The following is a 15,822-nucleotide window of genomic DNA, read 5'->3' on the forward strand; positions in this document are numbered from 1 at the left end:
CTGTAAGAGCGGAACCATAAGCGGCCGTTACCTAAATAACGGATATGTACTCAAACAAGATCAAGCATTCCCCGCCAACCTCAACCGAGCCGCCTGAGTAAAATCCAACATCCGCTTCAGCGGCCTAACCGCCTGCGGAATCACCGAAGGCTCAACAAAAATCTCATTACTCCCCTCACGCAAACACTGCAGCGTACGCTCCAGAGTATTCATCGCCATCCAGGGACAATGCGCACAACTGCGACACGCCGCCCCATTCCCCGCCGTCGGCGCCTCGACAAACACCTTGTCCGGGCACAGCTGCTGCATCTTGTAGAAAATGCCGCGGTCGGTGGCCACGATAAACGTCTTGTTCGGCAACCGCTGCGCCGCCGCAATCAACTGGCTGGTAGACCCCACCGCATCCGCCAACTCGATCACCGACGTCGGCGACTCCGGGTGCACCAGAATCGCTGCATCCGGATACAGCGCTTTCATGTCCTCCAACTGCTTGGACTTGAACTCCTCGTGCACGATGCACGCACCATCCCACAGCAACATGTCTGCACCCGTCTGACGCTGGATATAGGTGCCCAGGTGCTTGTCCGGCCCCCAGATAATCGTCTCGCCGTTATCCATCAGGCTTTCGACAATCTCCAGCGCACAACTGGAAGTCACCACCCAATCAGCACGGGCTTTCACCGCCGCCGACGTGTTGGCATATACCACCACCGTGCGCTCAGGGTGCTGATCACAGAATGCCGAGAACTCATCCACCGGGCAGCCAAGGTCCAGAGAGCACGTGGCTTCCAGTGTCGGCATCAGGATGCGTTTTTCAGGCGTGAGGATCTTGGCCGTCTCCCCCATGAATCGCACGCCCGCCACCAATACGGTCTTGGCCGGGTGCGCGGCGCCGAAGCGGGCCATTTCCAGGGAGTCGGACACACAACCACCGGTTTCTTCGGCCAGGGCCTGAATCACCGGGTCGCAGTAGAAGTGTGCCACCAGCACCGCGTCCTGAGCCTTGAGCTCGGCGGCGATGGCGGCGCGGTAGCCCGCCTCTTCTTCGGCGCTCAGCACCTTGGGCTGCTTGGCGTCGAGGTGGGCTTGGACCAGAAGGCGTTCGGAAATTTGCGTCATGTTCGCAAGACCTGCAGGCGCAGTTGCGCGAAAGTCGAGTGTACCACCGGCTCTGGAGCCTTTCGGGCGCCGCCGGACGAAGTGATTGTGTTCATCAAGCACGGTGAAGCTGCGCAAGGCTACAGAATATCGAATGGTTTCAAAAGCCTAATCTGGGATTCGGCCAGGCATGAAAAAGGGAAACCCGGCCAGGGGTTTCCCTTTTTTACAACGACCGGTTTAACCGGGCAAAGCGGACGGATCGTCTTGCAGCAACGCCCACTGATGCATGTTCGCCAGGGCATCCTTCAGGATGGTTTCATCGGCGCCCTTGGCACTCTTGCCTTCCCGCGCCGCATATTCCAGCAGTACCAGGTAGTCGCGATGGCTGGTGGCCTCGTTCGGTACCACGCTGTCTTTAACCAGTCGAGCCATCTCGTATCGCTGGGTGCGGGTGTTCTGGCTGGCGCTTTGGTCCACGGAGGCGTTGGTCAGGAAGCCATCCTTGTAGGTGATGTTCGCCGCACTGCTGGCCTTGTCGTCGACCTGCACATAGAGGTAGTTCTGCGACTCGCGCCTGGTATCGAAAGCCGGCGGCTTCCCGCCATCCAGGCCCTGATGGAAACTGGCCTTGAGGCTTGATCGCTGGACCTGATCGATCGTGCGATTGGAGAGGTCATTGCCGCCGATGCGCGTTTTCTGGGAAATCCCATAGGCAAACGTATCGGTTTCCCCTGGGCGCGCCGGGTTGGGGGAGCTGGCCGCCTGGCTGATGGAGGCCTTGAAATCCGCCAGGCCCGTCAGCAGGCCTTGATCTGCCGCGCTGCGGGTCAGCGGCGCAGGCGCTTTGGCGCCCTGCGGGTAGTTGCTGTTCATGGCGCTAAACGCATCCTTGAACATCGCCATCAGGTCAGCATTGGCCTTGCCCCGCGCCTGGGCCTTGTCGAACTGGGCCAGGTAGCTTTTCAGCGCGATTGCCTGTTGCTTGGCGTTGCCGAGGATGCCGGCGTTCTTCAGGTCGACCGAGAGATTCACTTCCCCCGCCGGGCTACTCATGCGCGTGGTGCGGCCCTGGCTGTCCGCATGGAATGCAAGCGTGAGGTCGTCAGTATTGCTCACTTTCAATTTGCCGCTGAGGTCCACCGAAGCCAATACGCTGGAATCAAACTGCGTCAGCTTGCTCAGCTCGAGTTTCGGCGGCTGGGCGGCCAGGCCGTCGATCGCGTCCTGGAAGGCTTCGCCCAACTTGGCGACTTCCTTGAGTTCGGCGGCGCTGAGGGCGCCACCGTCCACCTTCGCCTGCGCGGCCAAGCCTCCCAACTGGCTGGCCAGGCTGAAGGTGACGGTCTTGCCGCTGGCCGTCTTGACGGTCAGGCTGACCAGGTTGTCGGCCCTGCTGTGCAGCAGCGCCTGTTGAACCTTGAGTTCGGCGGGGCTTTGGGTCCTGGAAGAGCTGGTGCTCAGCGCCGACTGGGAAATGTCGGTACCGCTCTTCGCAAATTGCTCAATCAGGGTGGCGCCCAGGCCGCTGAAGCCTGTGCCTCTGGGCAGTGCAGGGAAATTCGTGCTGATCGCTTTGGTGACCGCATCGTCGCTGTCACTTTCCCAGGCATTGATCGGCCCATGGCCGGGCAATTGGCCGTTGCGGGAATACGTCTCGGCTTGAACGTCCACCGTGACATTGCCAAGGCTGACCACCGAGGAAGGTCGCACGGCAGCGGCGTCCGTTTCTGGCGCCTGCGTAGCTGGCGGAGTAACGGCGGGTCGATTGGTAAGGGCGATGGCGGAGCTGATCGGCGAAAGCGTAGTCATGACGATCCCTGTCTTGAGCTGGATTGCAGCCAATTTAACCAAGACAGGGAAGGTTTGGTAGCGCGACCGATACAATTGCTAGCAAAGAGCCATGTCAGAAAACTGACTCTTTGCCCTCTTCCGGTGCATCAGAAGCGGTAAGTCACCGAACCGCCGAAACCGTTGGCGCTGTTTTCATACTTGGCGTCGTAGGTCAGCGCCAGTTGCGGATTATTGTCGCGGACCTTGATCGGCTCTTCTTTCAGGTAGGAATAAGCGACGTCGAAGGTCAGGTTATCCACTGGCGTCCAGCCGGCGCCCAAGCTGAACACCGTGCGATCGCCCGTAGGAATACGTACGGACCGGTCGGTGTTGTTGGTGGGCGTCTGGTCCACCGAAAAGCCGGTACGCAGCACCAGTTGCTTGTTCAACTGGTACGACAGGCCGATGGCGTGAGACCAGGTGTCATGCCAGTGCTGTTCTTCGGTGATGGAGTTCAGGCCGGCCAGTTCGGTGGCGAGGTCAGAGACGCCACTGTTGTTGATCGTAATCTTCTTCAACTGGCTCCAGCGGGTGTAGGTGCTGCCGACGTACAGGGTCCAGTCATCGTTGAGTTTATGGGTGACCGAGAAGTCCACGGACGACGGCGTGGTGACATCCAGCTTGGCGTCATACCGCTGCGGGCCGCCATCCACCAGGTCGGTGAGCACCCCCGAGGCGTTGGTTTTGCCCGACAGGTGATACACAACCTGCGAGTGGTAGGTCACACCAATGCGCGTGCTTTCAATCGGCTGCACCAGGATACCGGCGTTGAAACCGGTGGCAGTGTCGTCGCCCTTGACCTTTACGCTTTCCGTGCCGAGGCCAAATGCCGGGACCTTGGAGTCCAGTTCGCCACTGATACGGTTGAAGGTCGGACCGAAGCCCACCGAAACCTTGTCGTTGAAGGCATAGCTGACGGTTGGCTGCACCGTGATGACTTGAACCTTGCTTTTGTTGCCAAAGCCATTGCCCTGGAAGCTGTGTTCATAGTCGGTCACGAGGCCGAACGGCGCGTAGATTCCCAGGCCAAACGCCCAGTGTTCATCAATCGGCGTCACCAGGTAGCCCATCGGTACGGCGATGCCGGGGACCATATCGCCTTTGTTGGTGCCGGGGTTGTCCACGCCACCTTGGCTGGAGCTGGCGTCCTTGATGTTCGACTTGGCATCCAGGTAGGTCGCCCCGATGCTCACTTCATTCTGCTTGAGGCGAGACATGCCCGCCGGGTTGCCGAACACCGTGCTGGCGTCATCCGCGGAGGAGGAACGCCCGGCGTAACCGGTCCCCATTGAACTGATGCTTTGTTCGTTGAGGGCAAAACCACCGGCAAACAAGGAAGTGGAGGCAAGGGAAATCGACAGCGCCAAAGCGCTCTTGAAGAGTTTTTTATTCATTATTAGAACTCGAATTATTGGGCAGCGATAGGAAGCTACCAATCTTCGAGCGGGCAAATTATGAAGAGTTTTTCATGCGCAAAATTGTCCGACAATCCTATTTCTTTCAAAGACTTCGACGGTTTTTCCAGCACTTATTCAGACCCCGGAACCTGAATATGACTGACGGGTTTTAATCTCGCCGTCACGCTTGCAGCAGGCCGGATTGCCTGCCATCGAATATGCGTGAAGGCGCTGGTGATATAAGTGTCGCAATGACATGATGACGGCCATTTAACACGTGTGGCAGCACTCAAATGAATAGCACTATCGGGACGGGTCCTGAGACAAACAGCCCACCTGAATCTGGCGAGAGTGATTTGTCCGCCGCGGGCCTCAACCACAGCGAAGCCTTCACCGAACGCGTGCTTGCCAGCATCAACGATTGCATCAAGGTGCTGGACCTCGACGCCCGCCTGACCTTCATGAGCGAAGGCGGCAAGCAGATCATGGAAGTCAGCGACTTCAATGCGATCCGCGGCTGCCCCTGGCCCGACTTCTGGCACGACCAGGGCAATCTCGATGCCAAGGCTGCCGTTGAGGCCGCCAAGGCCGGTCGCAATGCCAGCTTTGTCGGCGCTGCCCACACCCTGGCCGGCAACCTTAAATGGTGGCACGTGAACGTCAGCCCGATCATGGGCAGTGACGGCCTGCCGGAGAAAATCCTCTGCGTGTCCCGGGACATCACGCCCCTGCGCGAAGCCGAAGAGTCCCTGCGCAAACTCAACGAGTCCCTGGAACAGCGGGTGGTCGAACGCACTCGCGATCGCGACCGTATCTGGCGCCTGTCGCCGGACCTGATGCTGGTGGCACAACTCGACGGTGTGATCTCCGCCGTGAACCCGGCCTGGACACGCATGCTCGGCCACGCCGAAAACGACCTGGTGGGCAGCCAGTTGCTGGCCCTGGTTCACCCCGACGACCTGGCCGTCTCATCCTCGGCGGTCAGCCGTTTGGGCGATGGCAAGAACTTCCCCAATTTCAAGAACCGTTACCGCCACCAGGACGGCAGCTACCGCATGATCGCCTGGACGGCCGTGCCCGACAGCGACTACATCCACGCCGTGGGCCGCGACATCCAGGCTGAGGAAGAAGCCAAGGAAGCCCTGCGACTGTCGGAAGACGCCCTGCGTCAGTCACAGAAACTGGAAGCCATCGGCCAGCTCACTGGCGGTGTCGCACATGATTTCAATAACCTGCTGACGGTGATCAAGTCCTGTGCCGACTTGCTCAAGCCACCTGCCCTGAGCGAAGCACGCCGCGTGAAATACGTGGAAGCCATCGCCAGCACGGTCGACCGCGCGGCCCGCCTCACGGCCCAGTTGCTCACATTCGCCCGCCGCCAGGCTTTGCGACCCGAGGTGTTCAACGTCGGCGAAAGTGTAAAGCGGGTGGGCGAGATGATGGACAGCCTGACCGGTTCGCGGGTCAAGGTAAGCATCCAGGTGCCTGACGACGCCTGCTTTATCAACGCCGACGAAAGCCAGTTCGATACCGCGCTGGTCAACATGGTGGTGAACGCCAGGGATGCCATGGCCGGCAACGGGCATTTGACCATCACCGTTTCGACGGCAAGCTGGCTACCCTCGGTTCGCGCTCACCCGGTACGTGTCGCCGATTACGTGACCATCGAACTGGCGGACACCGGCTCGGGTATCCCGCCGGAAAAACTCGACGCGATCTTTGAGCCCTTCTACACCACCAAGGGTATCGGCCAGGGCACCGGCCTGGGCTTGTCCCAGGTGTACGGCTTCGCCAAGCAATCAGGCGGGGAAATCCTGGTACAGAGCGAGTGCGGCAGGGGTAGCCAATTTACGCTGTACCTGCCCAAGGTCGAGCCAAGTGCCATGCCGGTACCTCAAGACACCAGCGCTTCGCCCATCATCTCAGGCTTGTGCGTGCTGATGGTCGAGGACAACGCCGATGTGGGCCTGTACACCTCGCAAACCCTGGAACAGATGGGCTTTCACGTGCTGTGGGTGCCGGATGCGAACAGCGCGCTGGAAGCCCTGGCCCCCAACCCGGAAAGCTTCCAGGTGGTGTTCTCCGATATCTCCATGCCCGGCATGAGTGGCCTGGAGTTGCTGGACGCAATCGAAGCCTTGTACCCATGGCTGCCGGTGGTGCTCACCACCGGCTACAACGACGAATACGCGCGTATCGCCCAGGAAGAAGCCAGCCGTTTTGTCTTGCTGCAAAAGCCGTATTCCACCGAGGTGCTGGCCCTGCTGCTGCAAAAAGTCGTCAAGAGCCGCCTGCCCCTGGTCGCACAAGGCTAGACCGCAGGCCGGGTCGTGTCCGGAACATTGCCCATCTCCAGGGCCAGATCCAGCCAGGCCCGCGCCGCCGGTGGCAAGTGCGCCTGTCGCCGCCAAGCCAGGGCGATGTGCCAATCAGTCTGGGGCTCGTCCAGCTGGATCAGGGCGATGCCGGCGTGCAGGTGTTTGTAAGCCAGCATGCTCGGTAGAAACGCGACACCCAGGCCTGCGGCAACCAGGTCGACGATAAAGTCGATCTGGGCACTGCGGGCGGTGATACGCGGGACTACGCCTCTGCGCTCGCAGGCTGTGAGAATGATCCGGTTAAGCGCAAACCCGGCCTCGAACAGAATAAAGGGCGAGTCAGCCAGGTCGGAAAAATCGACGCTTTTACGCCCGGCCAAAGGATGGTCGATCGGCATCACCACCATCAGTGGCTCGACGCGCACATCCTGATATTCAAATTCTCCCGCCACCGGTACCAGCAACGCGGCCAGGTCCACCTCCCCGGCCTCCAGGCATTCGCCCAACTTCTTGCTGCCATGCTCGATCAGCTCGATCTCGATTTCCGGATAACGCTGTCGATACAAGGCAAACATCGCCGCAAACAGCACCCCACTGCCCACCGGCGGCAAGCCGATGCGCAATACACCGCGCTTGAGCCCCAGCAAGTCGTTGATCTCGGCCACCAGGTCACTGCGCTCCGCCAGCAACACCAGCGCTCGGCGGTAGGCAATTTCGCCGGCGGCCGTGAGCTCGCTCTTGTGGCCGATGCGATTGAACAGCGGCGTGCCCAATTCATCTTCCAGAGTCTTGACCGCCTTGCTGACGGTAGACTGGGTGAGCGAAACCACCTCGGCTGCTTGTGAGAAGCTGCCCTGGCGAACTACTTCGACAAAGGCCAGCAACGTACGAAGGTTCATGAGTATTCCGTTTGCGACTTGATTCAAGTTGGAAAAGTTGTTTTTACCATGAAAGGCCTTTGTCTATCCTCACCCCACCGTTTTCTTCACTCGGGGCATCACTGTTCATGATCATTTCGTCTGCATCGGATTACCGCGAAGCCGCCCGCCGCAAACTGCCGCGTTTCCTGTTCGACTACATCGACGGCGGCGCCTACGCCGAACACACCCTCAGGGCCAACAGCTCCGACCTGTCGGATATCAGCCTGCGCCAGCGCATCCTGCGCAACGTCGAAAGCCTGAGCCTTGAAACCACGTTGTTCGACCAGCCATTGGCGATGCCGGTGGTCCTCAGCCCGGTGGGCCTGACCGGCATGTTTGCCCGGCGTGGTGAAGTCCAGGCGGCGAAGGCGGCAGCGAACAAGGGCATTCCGTTTTGCCTGTCGACCGTTTCCGTGTGCCCGATCGAGGAAGTGGCGTCCCAGAGCCCGCAATCGATCTGGTTTCAGCTGTATGTGCTGAAAGACCGCGGCTTCATGAAAAACGCCCTGGAGCGCGCCCAGGCCGCCGGGGTGAAAAACCTCGTGTTCACGGTCGACATGCCCACCCCCGGCGCGCGTTATCGCGATGCCCATTCGGGTATGTCCGGTGCCTACGGGCCGCAACGCCAAATCCTGCAGGCCATGACCAAACCAGCCTGGGCCTTCGATGTGGGCCTGCTGGGTCGCCCCCACGACCTGGGCAACATCTCCAAGTACCTGGGCAAGCCCACCCAACTGAAGGACTACATCGGCTGGCTGGCCAACAACTTCGACCCTTCCATCAGTTGGAAAGACCTGGAGTGGATCCGCGAATTCTGGAAAGGCCCGATGATCATCAAAGGCATCCTCGATCCACAGGATGCCAAGGACGCGGTGAGCTTTGGTGCCGACGGCATCGTCGTCTCCAACCACGGCGGGCGCCAGTTGGATGGCGTGCTGTCCACAGCCAAGGCACTGGCGCCTATCGTACAAGCCGTGGGCAGCGATCTGACGGTGCTGGTGGACTCCGGCGTACGCTCGGGGCTGGACGTGGTGCGCATGCTCGCGCTGGGCGCCAAGGGCGTTCTGCTGGGCCGTGCACAGGCTTACGCACTGGCCGCCGACGGGCAGCGTGGCGTGGAGAACCTGCTGGATATCTTCGCCAAGGAAATGCGCGTGGCCATGACGTTGACCGGAGTCACGTCGATCGCCCAGATCGATGAGTCGATCCTGGTGCGCAGCCAGGGTTGATCAGTGCAGCGACCTCGGAGCATCCCTTCCGGGGTCGCCCACAGATATTTCTAAATGTTTCTTCATAAAGCCAAACCGTCATTAAACAGACACATTTCAGGAATTAAATCGTCACGTCCCAGGCAGGTGGAGTCCTCCACCTGCCCCCTTCCTTTGAGGTGTCGTCGTGATGTTGCTGACCAAAAAGAGTCTGTCAGTGTTGTTCACTGCCCTGTGCCTGAGTGGTGTCGCTCACGCCACTGACGTCACGGGCGCAGGCTCCAGTTTCGTCTACCCGGTGCTGTCCAAGTGGTCCCAGGAATACAGCAAAAGCTCCAGTGACCGGATCAACTACCAGTCCATCGGCTCCGGTGGTGGTATCGCCCAGATCAAGGCGGCTACGGTGGACTTCGGTGCGTCCGACGCGCCGCTGTCGGCGGATGAACTGAAGGCCGGCGGCCTCGGCCAATTCCCAAGCGTGATTGGCGGCATCGTGCCGGTGATGAACGTCGAGGGCGTTGCAGCTGGCCAGCTGAAACTCGATGGTGATGTGCTGGCGAAGATCTTCCTCGGTGACATCAAGGCCTGGAACGACCCGGCGATTGCCGCCCTCAACCCCGGCTTGAAACTGCCGGGCGCGAATATCACCGTGGTCCACCGCTCGGACGGCTCGGGCACCTCGTACAACTTCACCAACTACCTCTCCAAGGTCAGTGATGGCTGGAAAACCAAAATCGGTTTCGGCACCACCGTGCCGTGGCCGGTCGGTGTGGGCGGCAAGGGTAACGAAGGTGTTTCGGCCTACGTGAAGCAGATCAAGAACTCCATCGGCTTTGTTGAATACGCCTACGCCCTGCAAAACAAGATGACCTACGCCTCACTGAAGAACGCGTCCGGCAAATTCGTCGAGCCCAACGCCAAGGCCTTCCAGGCAGCGGCTGATACTGCCGATTGGGCCAACGCCCATGACTTCAACCTGATCATGACCAACGCACCGGGCGAGAACGCGTGGCCGATCACGGCGACCACCTGGATCATCATGTACAAGCAGGCAAAAAACGCCGAGCAAAGCCAGGCCGCTTTCAACTTCTTCAAATGGTCGTTGGAGAAAGGTCAGCAGCAGGCTGCGGCATTGGACTACGTAGCGTTGCCCGATTCCCTCGTGACCCGGATCGAAGGTTACTGGAAGTCTGACTTCGCCCACTGATCCGCCTCTATAGCCCCCTTCCTCAAGCATCTGCATGCTTGATGGAGGCGGGTGAGCACTTCTGATATGAACGACACCGTGCAACCCCTGGTTATGACTACTCACGCAAGCGACGTGTCGGGTGATAGCCGCGCCGCTCGCGATCAGCGCCACGATCTGTGGTTCAAACGCTCGATGTTCGGGGCCGCGATGCTGGTGCTGCTGCTCTTGGCAAGCATCGCCGCCTCCACCCTGTGGGGCGGTGGCCTGGCCTTCAAGACCTTCGGTTTCGGTTTCATCACCAGCACCGAGTGGGATGCGGTCAACAACCACTTTGGCGCCCTGGTACCGATCTACGGCACCTTGGTCACCTCGTTGCTGGCGTTGCTGATTGCGGTGCCGGTGAGTTTCGGCATCGCGATTTTCCTCACCGAAGTGGCGCCGCCCTGGCTCAGAATGCCGGTCGCCTCCGCCGTTGAATTGCTCGCGGGCATTCCCTCGATTATCTATGGCATGTGGGGCCTGTTTGTTTTCGGGCCCTTTATGGCTGAACACTTGTCACCCTGGATCAATGACTACCTGGGTGCGCTTCCGTTTATTGGCTCGCTGTTCCAGGGGCCACCGCTGGGCATCGGGATGCTGACCGCCGGCATCGTGCTGGCGATCATGATCACGCCGTTCATCACGTCGGTGATGCATGAGGTTTTCCGCAGTGTGCCGACTCAATTGAAGGAGTCGGCCTACGCGCTGGGCAGTACTACCTGGGAAGTGGTGTGGGACATCGTCCTGCCCTACACCCGTTCGGCCGTGGTCGGCGGGATCTTTCTCGGCCTCGGCCGCGCCCTGGGTGAAACCATGGCCGTGACCTTCGTGCTGGGCAACGCGCCACAGTTCTCCGCCTCGTTGCTGATGCCCAGCAGTTCCATCGCGTCCGTCATCGCCAACGAGTTCAGCGAGGCGTACACCGACCTGCATCGTTCGGCGCTGATCGCCCTGGGCTTCCTGCTGTTTATCGTGACATTCGTGGTGCTGGCACTGGCGCGGCTGATGCTCATGCGCCTGTCCCGCAAGGAGGGCCTATGAGCAGCAACGAACGCCTGTACCGCAAGCGTGCCTTGAAGAACCGGGTGGCCATGCTGCTCAGTTGTGGCGCGACAGTCTTTGGCCTGCTGTGGCTGGCGTGGATTCTGCTGACCACCATCATCAACGGCTTTCAGGCGCTCAACCTGCGCCTGTTTACCGAGATGACGCCGCCACCCGGAACAGACGGCGGCCTGGCCAACGCGTTTTATGGCAGCGCCCTGATGTCCGGGATTGCGCTGCTGATTGGCACGCCCATCGGGCTGATGGCCGGTATCTGGCTGGCGGAATTCGCACGGCACTCGCGCCTGGGTACCACGGTGCGTTTCATCAACGACATCCTGCTGTCCGCGCCGTCGATCGTGCTGGGCCTGTTCATCTACACCGGGGTGATCCTGCCGCTGAACCTGCTGACCAATCACCAGGTAGGTTTCTCCGCCATTGCCGGTGCCCTGGCGCTGGCCTTGCTGGTGATTCCGGTGGTGGTGCGCACGACCGACGAGATGCTCCAACTGCAACCTTCCACCATGCGCGAGGCGGCCCTGGCCCTGGGCGTACCCCAGTGGAAACTGACGTTGCAGATCGTGTTGAGAGCGGCCAAGGCCGGCGTGGTGACCGGCATCCTGTTGGCGCTGGCGCGGATTACCGGGGAAACCGCGCCGCTGCTGTTCACCGCCTTCGGCAACCAGTTCTGGAGCAGCAACCTGCTCAAGCCGATTGCCAGCGTGCCGGTGGTTATTTTCCAGTACGCCATGAGCCCCTTCGATGACTGGCACTCCCTCGCATGGGCAGGCGCCTTGGTACTGACGATGTTCGTGCTGGTGCTGAGCTTGCTGTCTCGCCTGATTCTTTTGCGCAATAGGTCCCACTGATGCAATCGACCCGCCTTGATCCTGAAAAAACCAAAATCCGTGTCCGTGGGTTGGAGTTTTTCTACAACAACCAACGTTCGCTGAAATCCATCGACATCGACATTCCGGAAAAACGCATCACCGCGATCATCGGCCCATCGGGCTGCGGCAAGTCGACCTTGCTGCGGGTGTTCAACCGTATCTACTCGATGTACCCGAAGCAGGAAGCCCGCGGTGAAGTGCTGCTCAATGGCGAAAACATCCTCGCCCCCGGCTACTCGATGAACCGCCTGCGCAGCCACGTCGGGATGGTCTTCCAGAAGCCGGTGCCGTTCCCGATGTCGATCTACGACAACATCGCCTATGCCGTGCGTCACCACGAAAAGCTGTCGCGCCGGGAAATGGATGATCGAGTCGAGCAAGCCTTGCGCGGCGGCGCGCTGTGGGATGAGGTGAAGGACAAACTCAAGCAGAGCGCCCAGAGTCTCTCAGGCGGACAACAGCAACGGCTGTGCATCGCCCGCACCATTGCGCTGCGCCCGCAAGTATTGTTGCTGGATGAACCGACCTCGGCGCTCGACCCGATTTCCACCGGGCGCATCGAGCAGTTGATCACCGAGCTGAAAGAGCAATACACGGTGATCATCGTGACCCACAACATGCAGCAGGCCGCCCGGGTGTCGGACAGCACGGCGTTCATGTTCATGGGCGAACTGATTGAGCATGGCAATACGGATGAGATCTTCACCAAGCCGAAGATGAAACAGACCGAGGACTACATCACCGGGCGGTTTGGCTAGCTTTAACAAAAAAGCCGATCACTCTCTGTCGCGAGAGTGATCGGCTTTTTACTGGGCAAAAAAAAACCCGGAAATCCTCACTTGCGTGGGCCTTCCGGATTTTCTAAACCGCCAAAAATGGTGGGTCGTGTGGGATTCGAACCTACGACCAATTGGTTAAAAGCCAACTGCTCTACCAACTGAGCTAACGACCCGCTGTGTGGTGGCGCGTATAATACTGATTTCTAAGGATTATTCAACACCTTATTTAAAATAAATCAGAAATAACGCGTTGGGTCAGTAATTCCGGCCGCTTGGAAGCCCTCTGCACGCAGTCTGCAGCTGTCGCATTTCCCACAAGCGCGACCATCAGTGTCTGCCTGATAGCAGGAAACAGTCAGCGAGTAATCGACGCCAAGTCCTACGCCTGCCTTCACGATATCGGCCTTGCTGCGGTTCTGCAGCGGCGCCAGGATGCGAAAGCCCTGCCCTTCTACACCGGCCTTGGTCGCCAGATTGGCCATGCGCTCGAACGACTCGATGTACTCGGGGCGGCAGTCCGGGTATCCGGCGTAGTCCAGGGCGTTGACGCCGATGAAGATGTCGCGGGCATTGAGCACCTCGGCCCAGCCGAGGGCCAGGGACAGGAAGACCGTGTTGCGTGCCGGCACGTAGGTCACCGGAATGCCTTCGCTGGGGCCTTGCGGCACGTCTATGGAGCTGTCGGTCAGCGCCGAGCCACCCATGCCGTCGAGATTCAGGCCGATCACCTTGTGCTCAACCGCGCCCAGGTCTCGGGCGACACGGGCGGCAGCGTTCAGTTCGGCACGGTGACGCTGGCCGTAGTCGAAGCTCATGGTGTAGCAGCTGTAGCCTTCTGCACGGGCCATGGCGACCACGGTCGCGGAGTCGAGGCCGCCGGACAGCAGGATCACCGCACGTTTTTGATCAGTCATCTCAGCGCCCCGGCTCGTCGTTCCACAGGTACTTGTGCAGTTGCAGTTGCAGACGCACCGGAAGGTTGTCTGCAACGACCCAGTCGGCCAGGTCGCGAGCATTCAGGTCATGATGGCTGGGGGAAAACAGCACTTCGCCGGCGCGGCGGTCCAGGCCATACTGGATCAGCTTGGAGGTCGCCCAGTCGTAGTCTTCACGGGAACAGATGACGAACTTGACCTGGTCGTTGGCCGTCAGCAGCTCGATGTTCTCGTAGCGGTTGCGGTGCACTTCCTTGGAGCCTGGGGTCTTGAGGTCGACGACTCGGCTGACCCGAGGGTCGACTGCAGAGATATCGAGGGCGCCGCTGGTTTCCAGGGACACCTCGTAACCGGCATCGCACAACTGCTTGAGCAAGGGAATGGCATTGGGCTGTGCCAGGGGCTCGCCACCCGTGACGCAGACATAACGCGGCCGGTAACCGGCCACCTGCTCAAGGATGTCTTCAAGGGTGCGCACGGTGCCGCCGCTGAAGGCGTAGGCGCTGTCGCAGTACTGGCAACGCAGCGGGCAACCGGTGAGGCGCACAAATACAGTGGGCAGCCCGGCAGTGCGCGTTTCACCCTGCAACGAGTAAAAAACTTCGGTGATACGTAATGTGTCTTGCATAGTCGCCACGGGCGTAACAGCTAAACAGGCTGTCCGCCTCCGTCAGGCACTTCGAGGAATTCCGCCAACGCGTAAACCCCAGGAAGCGTGTTTCATAAAAGGGCGTGGATTCTAACGAAAAAACCCGCGCAGGGCGCGGGTTTCTTCTGAACGGGTTGCGACGCTTACATGCGTTGCAGATCCCGCTGAGCCAACTGGGCCGCAGAGGTACCCGGATACTGGGCCACCACCTGCTGCAGAATGCCTTTGACCTTGTCGGTATGACCCAGGCGGCGTTCTACGTCAGCCAGTTTGTACAGCGAATCCGGCACCTTGGCGTGCTTGGGGTACAGCTGGCTGACCTTGGCAAATGCCTGGCCTGCGCCCTGCAGATCACCCTTGGCCAGGTTCACCTCACCCAACCAGTACTGGGCGTTGCCCGCGTACTGGCTGTTCGGGTATTTGCGCAGGAATGCGGTAAAAGCCTGGCTGGCCTTATCGAAATCCTTGGCTTTGATCAGGTCGAAGGCTGCATCGTAATACAGCTTTTCCTTCGCCGGATCACCCGGTTCGCTGCTGGCGGCAGGGGCTTGGCTCGCAGCCGCGGCCCCTGCCGCTGCACCACCGGCGGCGCTTGCGGCGCCACCGGCAGAAGAATTATCAGGAGTGGCGGCTGGTGTAACGCCGGCTCCAATGCGTCGATCAAGATCCTGGTAACGCTCCAGGCCTTCTTGCTTCAGCTGGTTCACTTGATTCTGCAGAACCTCAATCGTGCCTTGTTGCTGCGACAATTGATCCTGCATGCGTTGCAGCTGGTTGAACAGTTCGCCCTGTGCCGAAGGCGCGGCAGTTGCCGCGCCCCCGGCATAGGCGCCGTTCGTGCCATAACCCGCTGGCGGATAACTGCTCCCGCTATTGTTATAGCCAGAGTTGCTATCTTCCACAGGAACCGCAGCCCACACCGCAAGCGGTGCCAGGCTGAGAGCCAATACAGTTAGAGCACGACGGCACGTTCGCATGACGAATTACTTACGCAGTTCGACGCGACGGTTTTGAGCCCAGGACTGCTCGTCGTGGCCAGTAGCAACTGGACGCTCTTTACCGTAGGAAACCAGTTCCAGTTGGCCTGGAGCAACACCTTGCAGAACCAGGTAGCGCTGAACGGCTTTCGCACGACGCTCGCCCAGTGCCATGTTGTACTCACGAGTACCACGTTCGTCGGTGTTACCTTCCAGAACAACGCGAGCGCCGTTAGCTTTCAGGTCCTTCGCGTGAACGTCCAGAGCGCGCATGGCTTCTGGTTTCAGGTCCGAACTGTCGTATTCGAAGTAGAAAGTGGTGATAGCGCGCAGAGCAGCTTCTTCGCTCAGGGAGCCGTCAACTGCACCAGTGTTAGCGCCGTAACCAGCGTTTGGATCAACAGCTGCGCCTTCACCGGCATTGTCGCCGCCTTTAGACGAGCAACCAACGGCTACGGACAGAGCCAGAGCCAGAGCAGCAAACTTACCAAACTTCAGCATTTCCATCGTGAAACTCCTAATGAACCCCAGTGTGTTAAGTACTTCTTT

Annotated in this window: 14 protein-coding genes and 1 tRNA gene; 6 read left to right on the plus strand and 9 right to left on the minus strand. The window is 59.9% G+C overall.

What is annotated here, in order from left to right:
• Positions 1-60: 60 nt before the first annotated feature.
• The 3 genes from nadA to HX821_RS24985 all read right to left on the minus strand — a co-directional run bounded on the left by nadA (position 61) and on the right by HX821_RS24985 (position 4,325).
• Positions 61-1,119, minus strand: a complete 1,059-nt coding sequence (nadA, locus tag HX821_RS24975) for a quinolinate synthase NadA (RefSeq protein ID WP_003209852.1) — start codon at positions 1,117-1,119, stop codon at positions 61-63.
• A 219-nt stretch (positions 1,120-1,338) separates the two neighbouring features.
• Complete coding sequence (locus HX821_RS24980) at positions 1,339-2,910, minus strand: lactate dehydrogenase (protein ID WP_218168083.1); 1,572 nt, start codon at positions 2,908-2,910, stop codon at positions 1,339-1,341.
• 128 nt (positions 2,911-3,038) lie between these two features.
• On the minus strand, positions 3,039-4,325 hold the full coding sequence (locus tag HX821_RS24985; protein ID WP_008432395.1) for an OmpP1/FadL family transporter: 1,287 nt from the start codon (positions 4,323-4,325) through the stop codon (positions 3,039-3,041).
• A gap of 359 nt (positions 4,326-4,684) precedes the next feature.
• Between HX821_RS24985 and HX821_RS24990 the strand changes: the two genes are divergently transcribed.
• A complete protein-coding gene (locus HX821_RS24990) occupies positions 4,685-6,643 on the plus strand; it encodes a PAS domain-containing sensor histidine kinase (RefSeq protein ID WP_087692901.1) in 1,959 nt (652 codons plus the stop codon).
• Here HX821_RS24990 and HX821_RS24995 read toward each other — a convergent pair.
• Positions 6,640-7,545 (minus strand): LysR family transcriptional regulator, encoded by a 906-nt coding sequence (locus HX821_RS24995; RefSeq protein WP_003209844.1) that lies wholly within the window; start codon positions 7,543-7,545, stop codon positions 6,640-6,642. The two genes, HX821_RS24990 and HX821_RS24995, sit on opposite strands and share 4 nt — an antisense overlap.
• A gap of 107 nt (positions 7,546-7,652) precedes the next feature.
• Here HX821_RS24995 and lldD point away from each other — a divergent pair, with 107 nt between their 5' ends.
• From lldD to pstB, 5 genes are all read left to right on the plus strand, one after another.
• Positions 7,653-8,795 (plus strand): FMN-dependent L-lactate dehydrogenase LldD, encoded by a 1,143-nt coding sequence (lldD, locus tag HX821_RS25000; RefSeq protein WP_003209842.1) that lies wholly within the window; start codon positions 7,653-7,655, stop codon positions 8,793-8,795.
• A 169-nt stretch (positions 8,796-8,964) separates the two neighbouring features.
• Positions 8,965-9,981, plus strand: coding sequence for a phosphate ABC transporter substrate-binding protein PstS (pstS, locus tag HX821_RS25005; protein WP_003209841.1), 1,017 nt, complete (start codon positions 8,965-8,967; stop codon positions 9,979-9,981).
• Between the two features lie 66 nt (positions 9,982-10,047).
• Positions 10,048-11,043, plus strand: a complete 996-nt coding sequence (pstC, locus tag HX821_RS25010) for a phosphate ABC transporter permease subunit PstC (protein ID WP_177036714.1) — start codon at positions 10,048-10,050, stop codon at positions 11,041-11,043.
• Positions 11,040-11,912, plus strand: coding sequence for a phosphate ABC transporter permease PstA (pstA, locus tag HX821_RS25015; protein WP_003209837.1), 873 nt, complete (start codon positions 11,040-11,042; stop codon positions 11,910-11,912). Before pstC ends, pstA begins: the two co-directional genes overlap by 4 nt.
• Positions 11,912-12,691, plus strand: a complete 780-nt coding sequence (pstB, locus tag HX821_RS25020) for a phosphate ABC transporter ATP-binding protein PstB (RefSeq protein ID WP_003209835.1) — start codon at positions 11,912-11,914, stop codon at positions 12,689-12,691. Before pstA ends, pstB begins: the two co-directional genes overlap by 1 nt.
• A 118-nt stretch (positions 12,692-12,809) precedes the next feature.
• Here the strand turns inward: pstB and HX821_RS25025 are convergent.
• The 5 genes from HX821_RS25025 to pal form a co-directional block, all read right to left on the minus strand.
• Positions 12,810-12,885 (minus strand) — tRNA-Lys (locus tag HX821_RS25025).
• Positions 12,886-12,948: 63 nt separating this feature from the next.
• Positions 12,949-13,626 carry a 7-cyano-7-deazaguanine synthase QueC gene (gene queC / locus HX821_RS25030; protein ID WP_043225928.1) on the minus strand — a complete coding sequence of 226 codons (678 nt, stop codon included), beginning with the start codon at positions 13,624-13,626 and terminating at the stop codon, positions 12,949-12,951.
• Between the two features lies 1 nt (position 13,627).
• Entirely contained in the window at positions 13,628-14,275 is a 648-nt protein-coding gene (gene queE / locus HX821_RS25035; protein WP_003209831.1) for a 7-carboxy-7-deazaguanine synthase QueE, read from the minus strand.
• A gap of 164 nt (positions 14,276-14,439) precedes the next feature.
• A complete protein-coding gene (gene ybgF, locus HX821_RS25040; RefSeq protein ID WP_023659229.1) occupies positions 14,440-15,273 on the minus strand; it encodes a tol-pal system protein YbgF in 834 nt (277 codons plus the stop codon).
• 6 nt (positions 15,274-15,279) lie between these two features.
• Complete coding sequence (gene pal / locus HX821_RS25045) at positions 15,280-15,780, minus strand: peptidoglycan-associated lipoprotein Pal (RefSeq protein ID WP_003209827.1); 501 nt, start codon at positions 15,778-15,780, stop codon at positions 15,280-15,282.
• Positions 15,781-15,822 lie beyond the last annotated feature (42 nt).

Origin of the sequence: Pseudomonas sp. B6001 (assembly GCF_013386015.1) — a bacterium.
Classification (GTDB): domain Bacteria; phylum Pseudomonadota; class Gammaproteobacteria; order Pseudomonadales; family Pseudomonadaceae; genus Aquipseudomonas.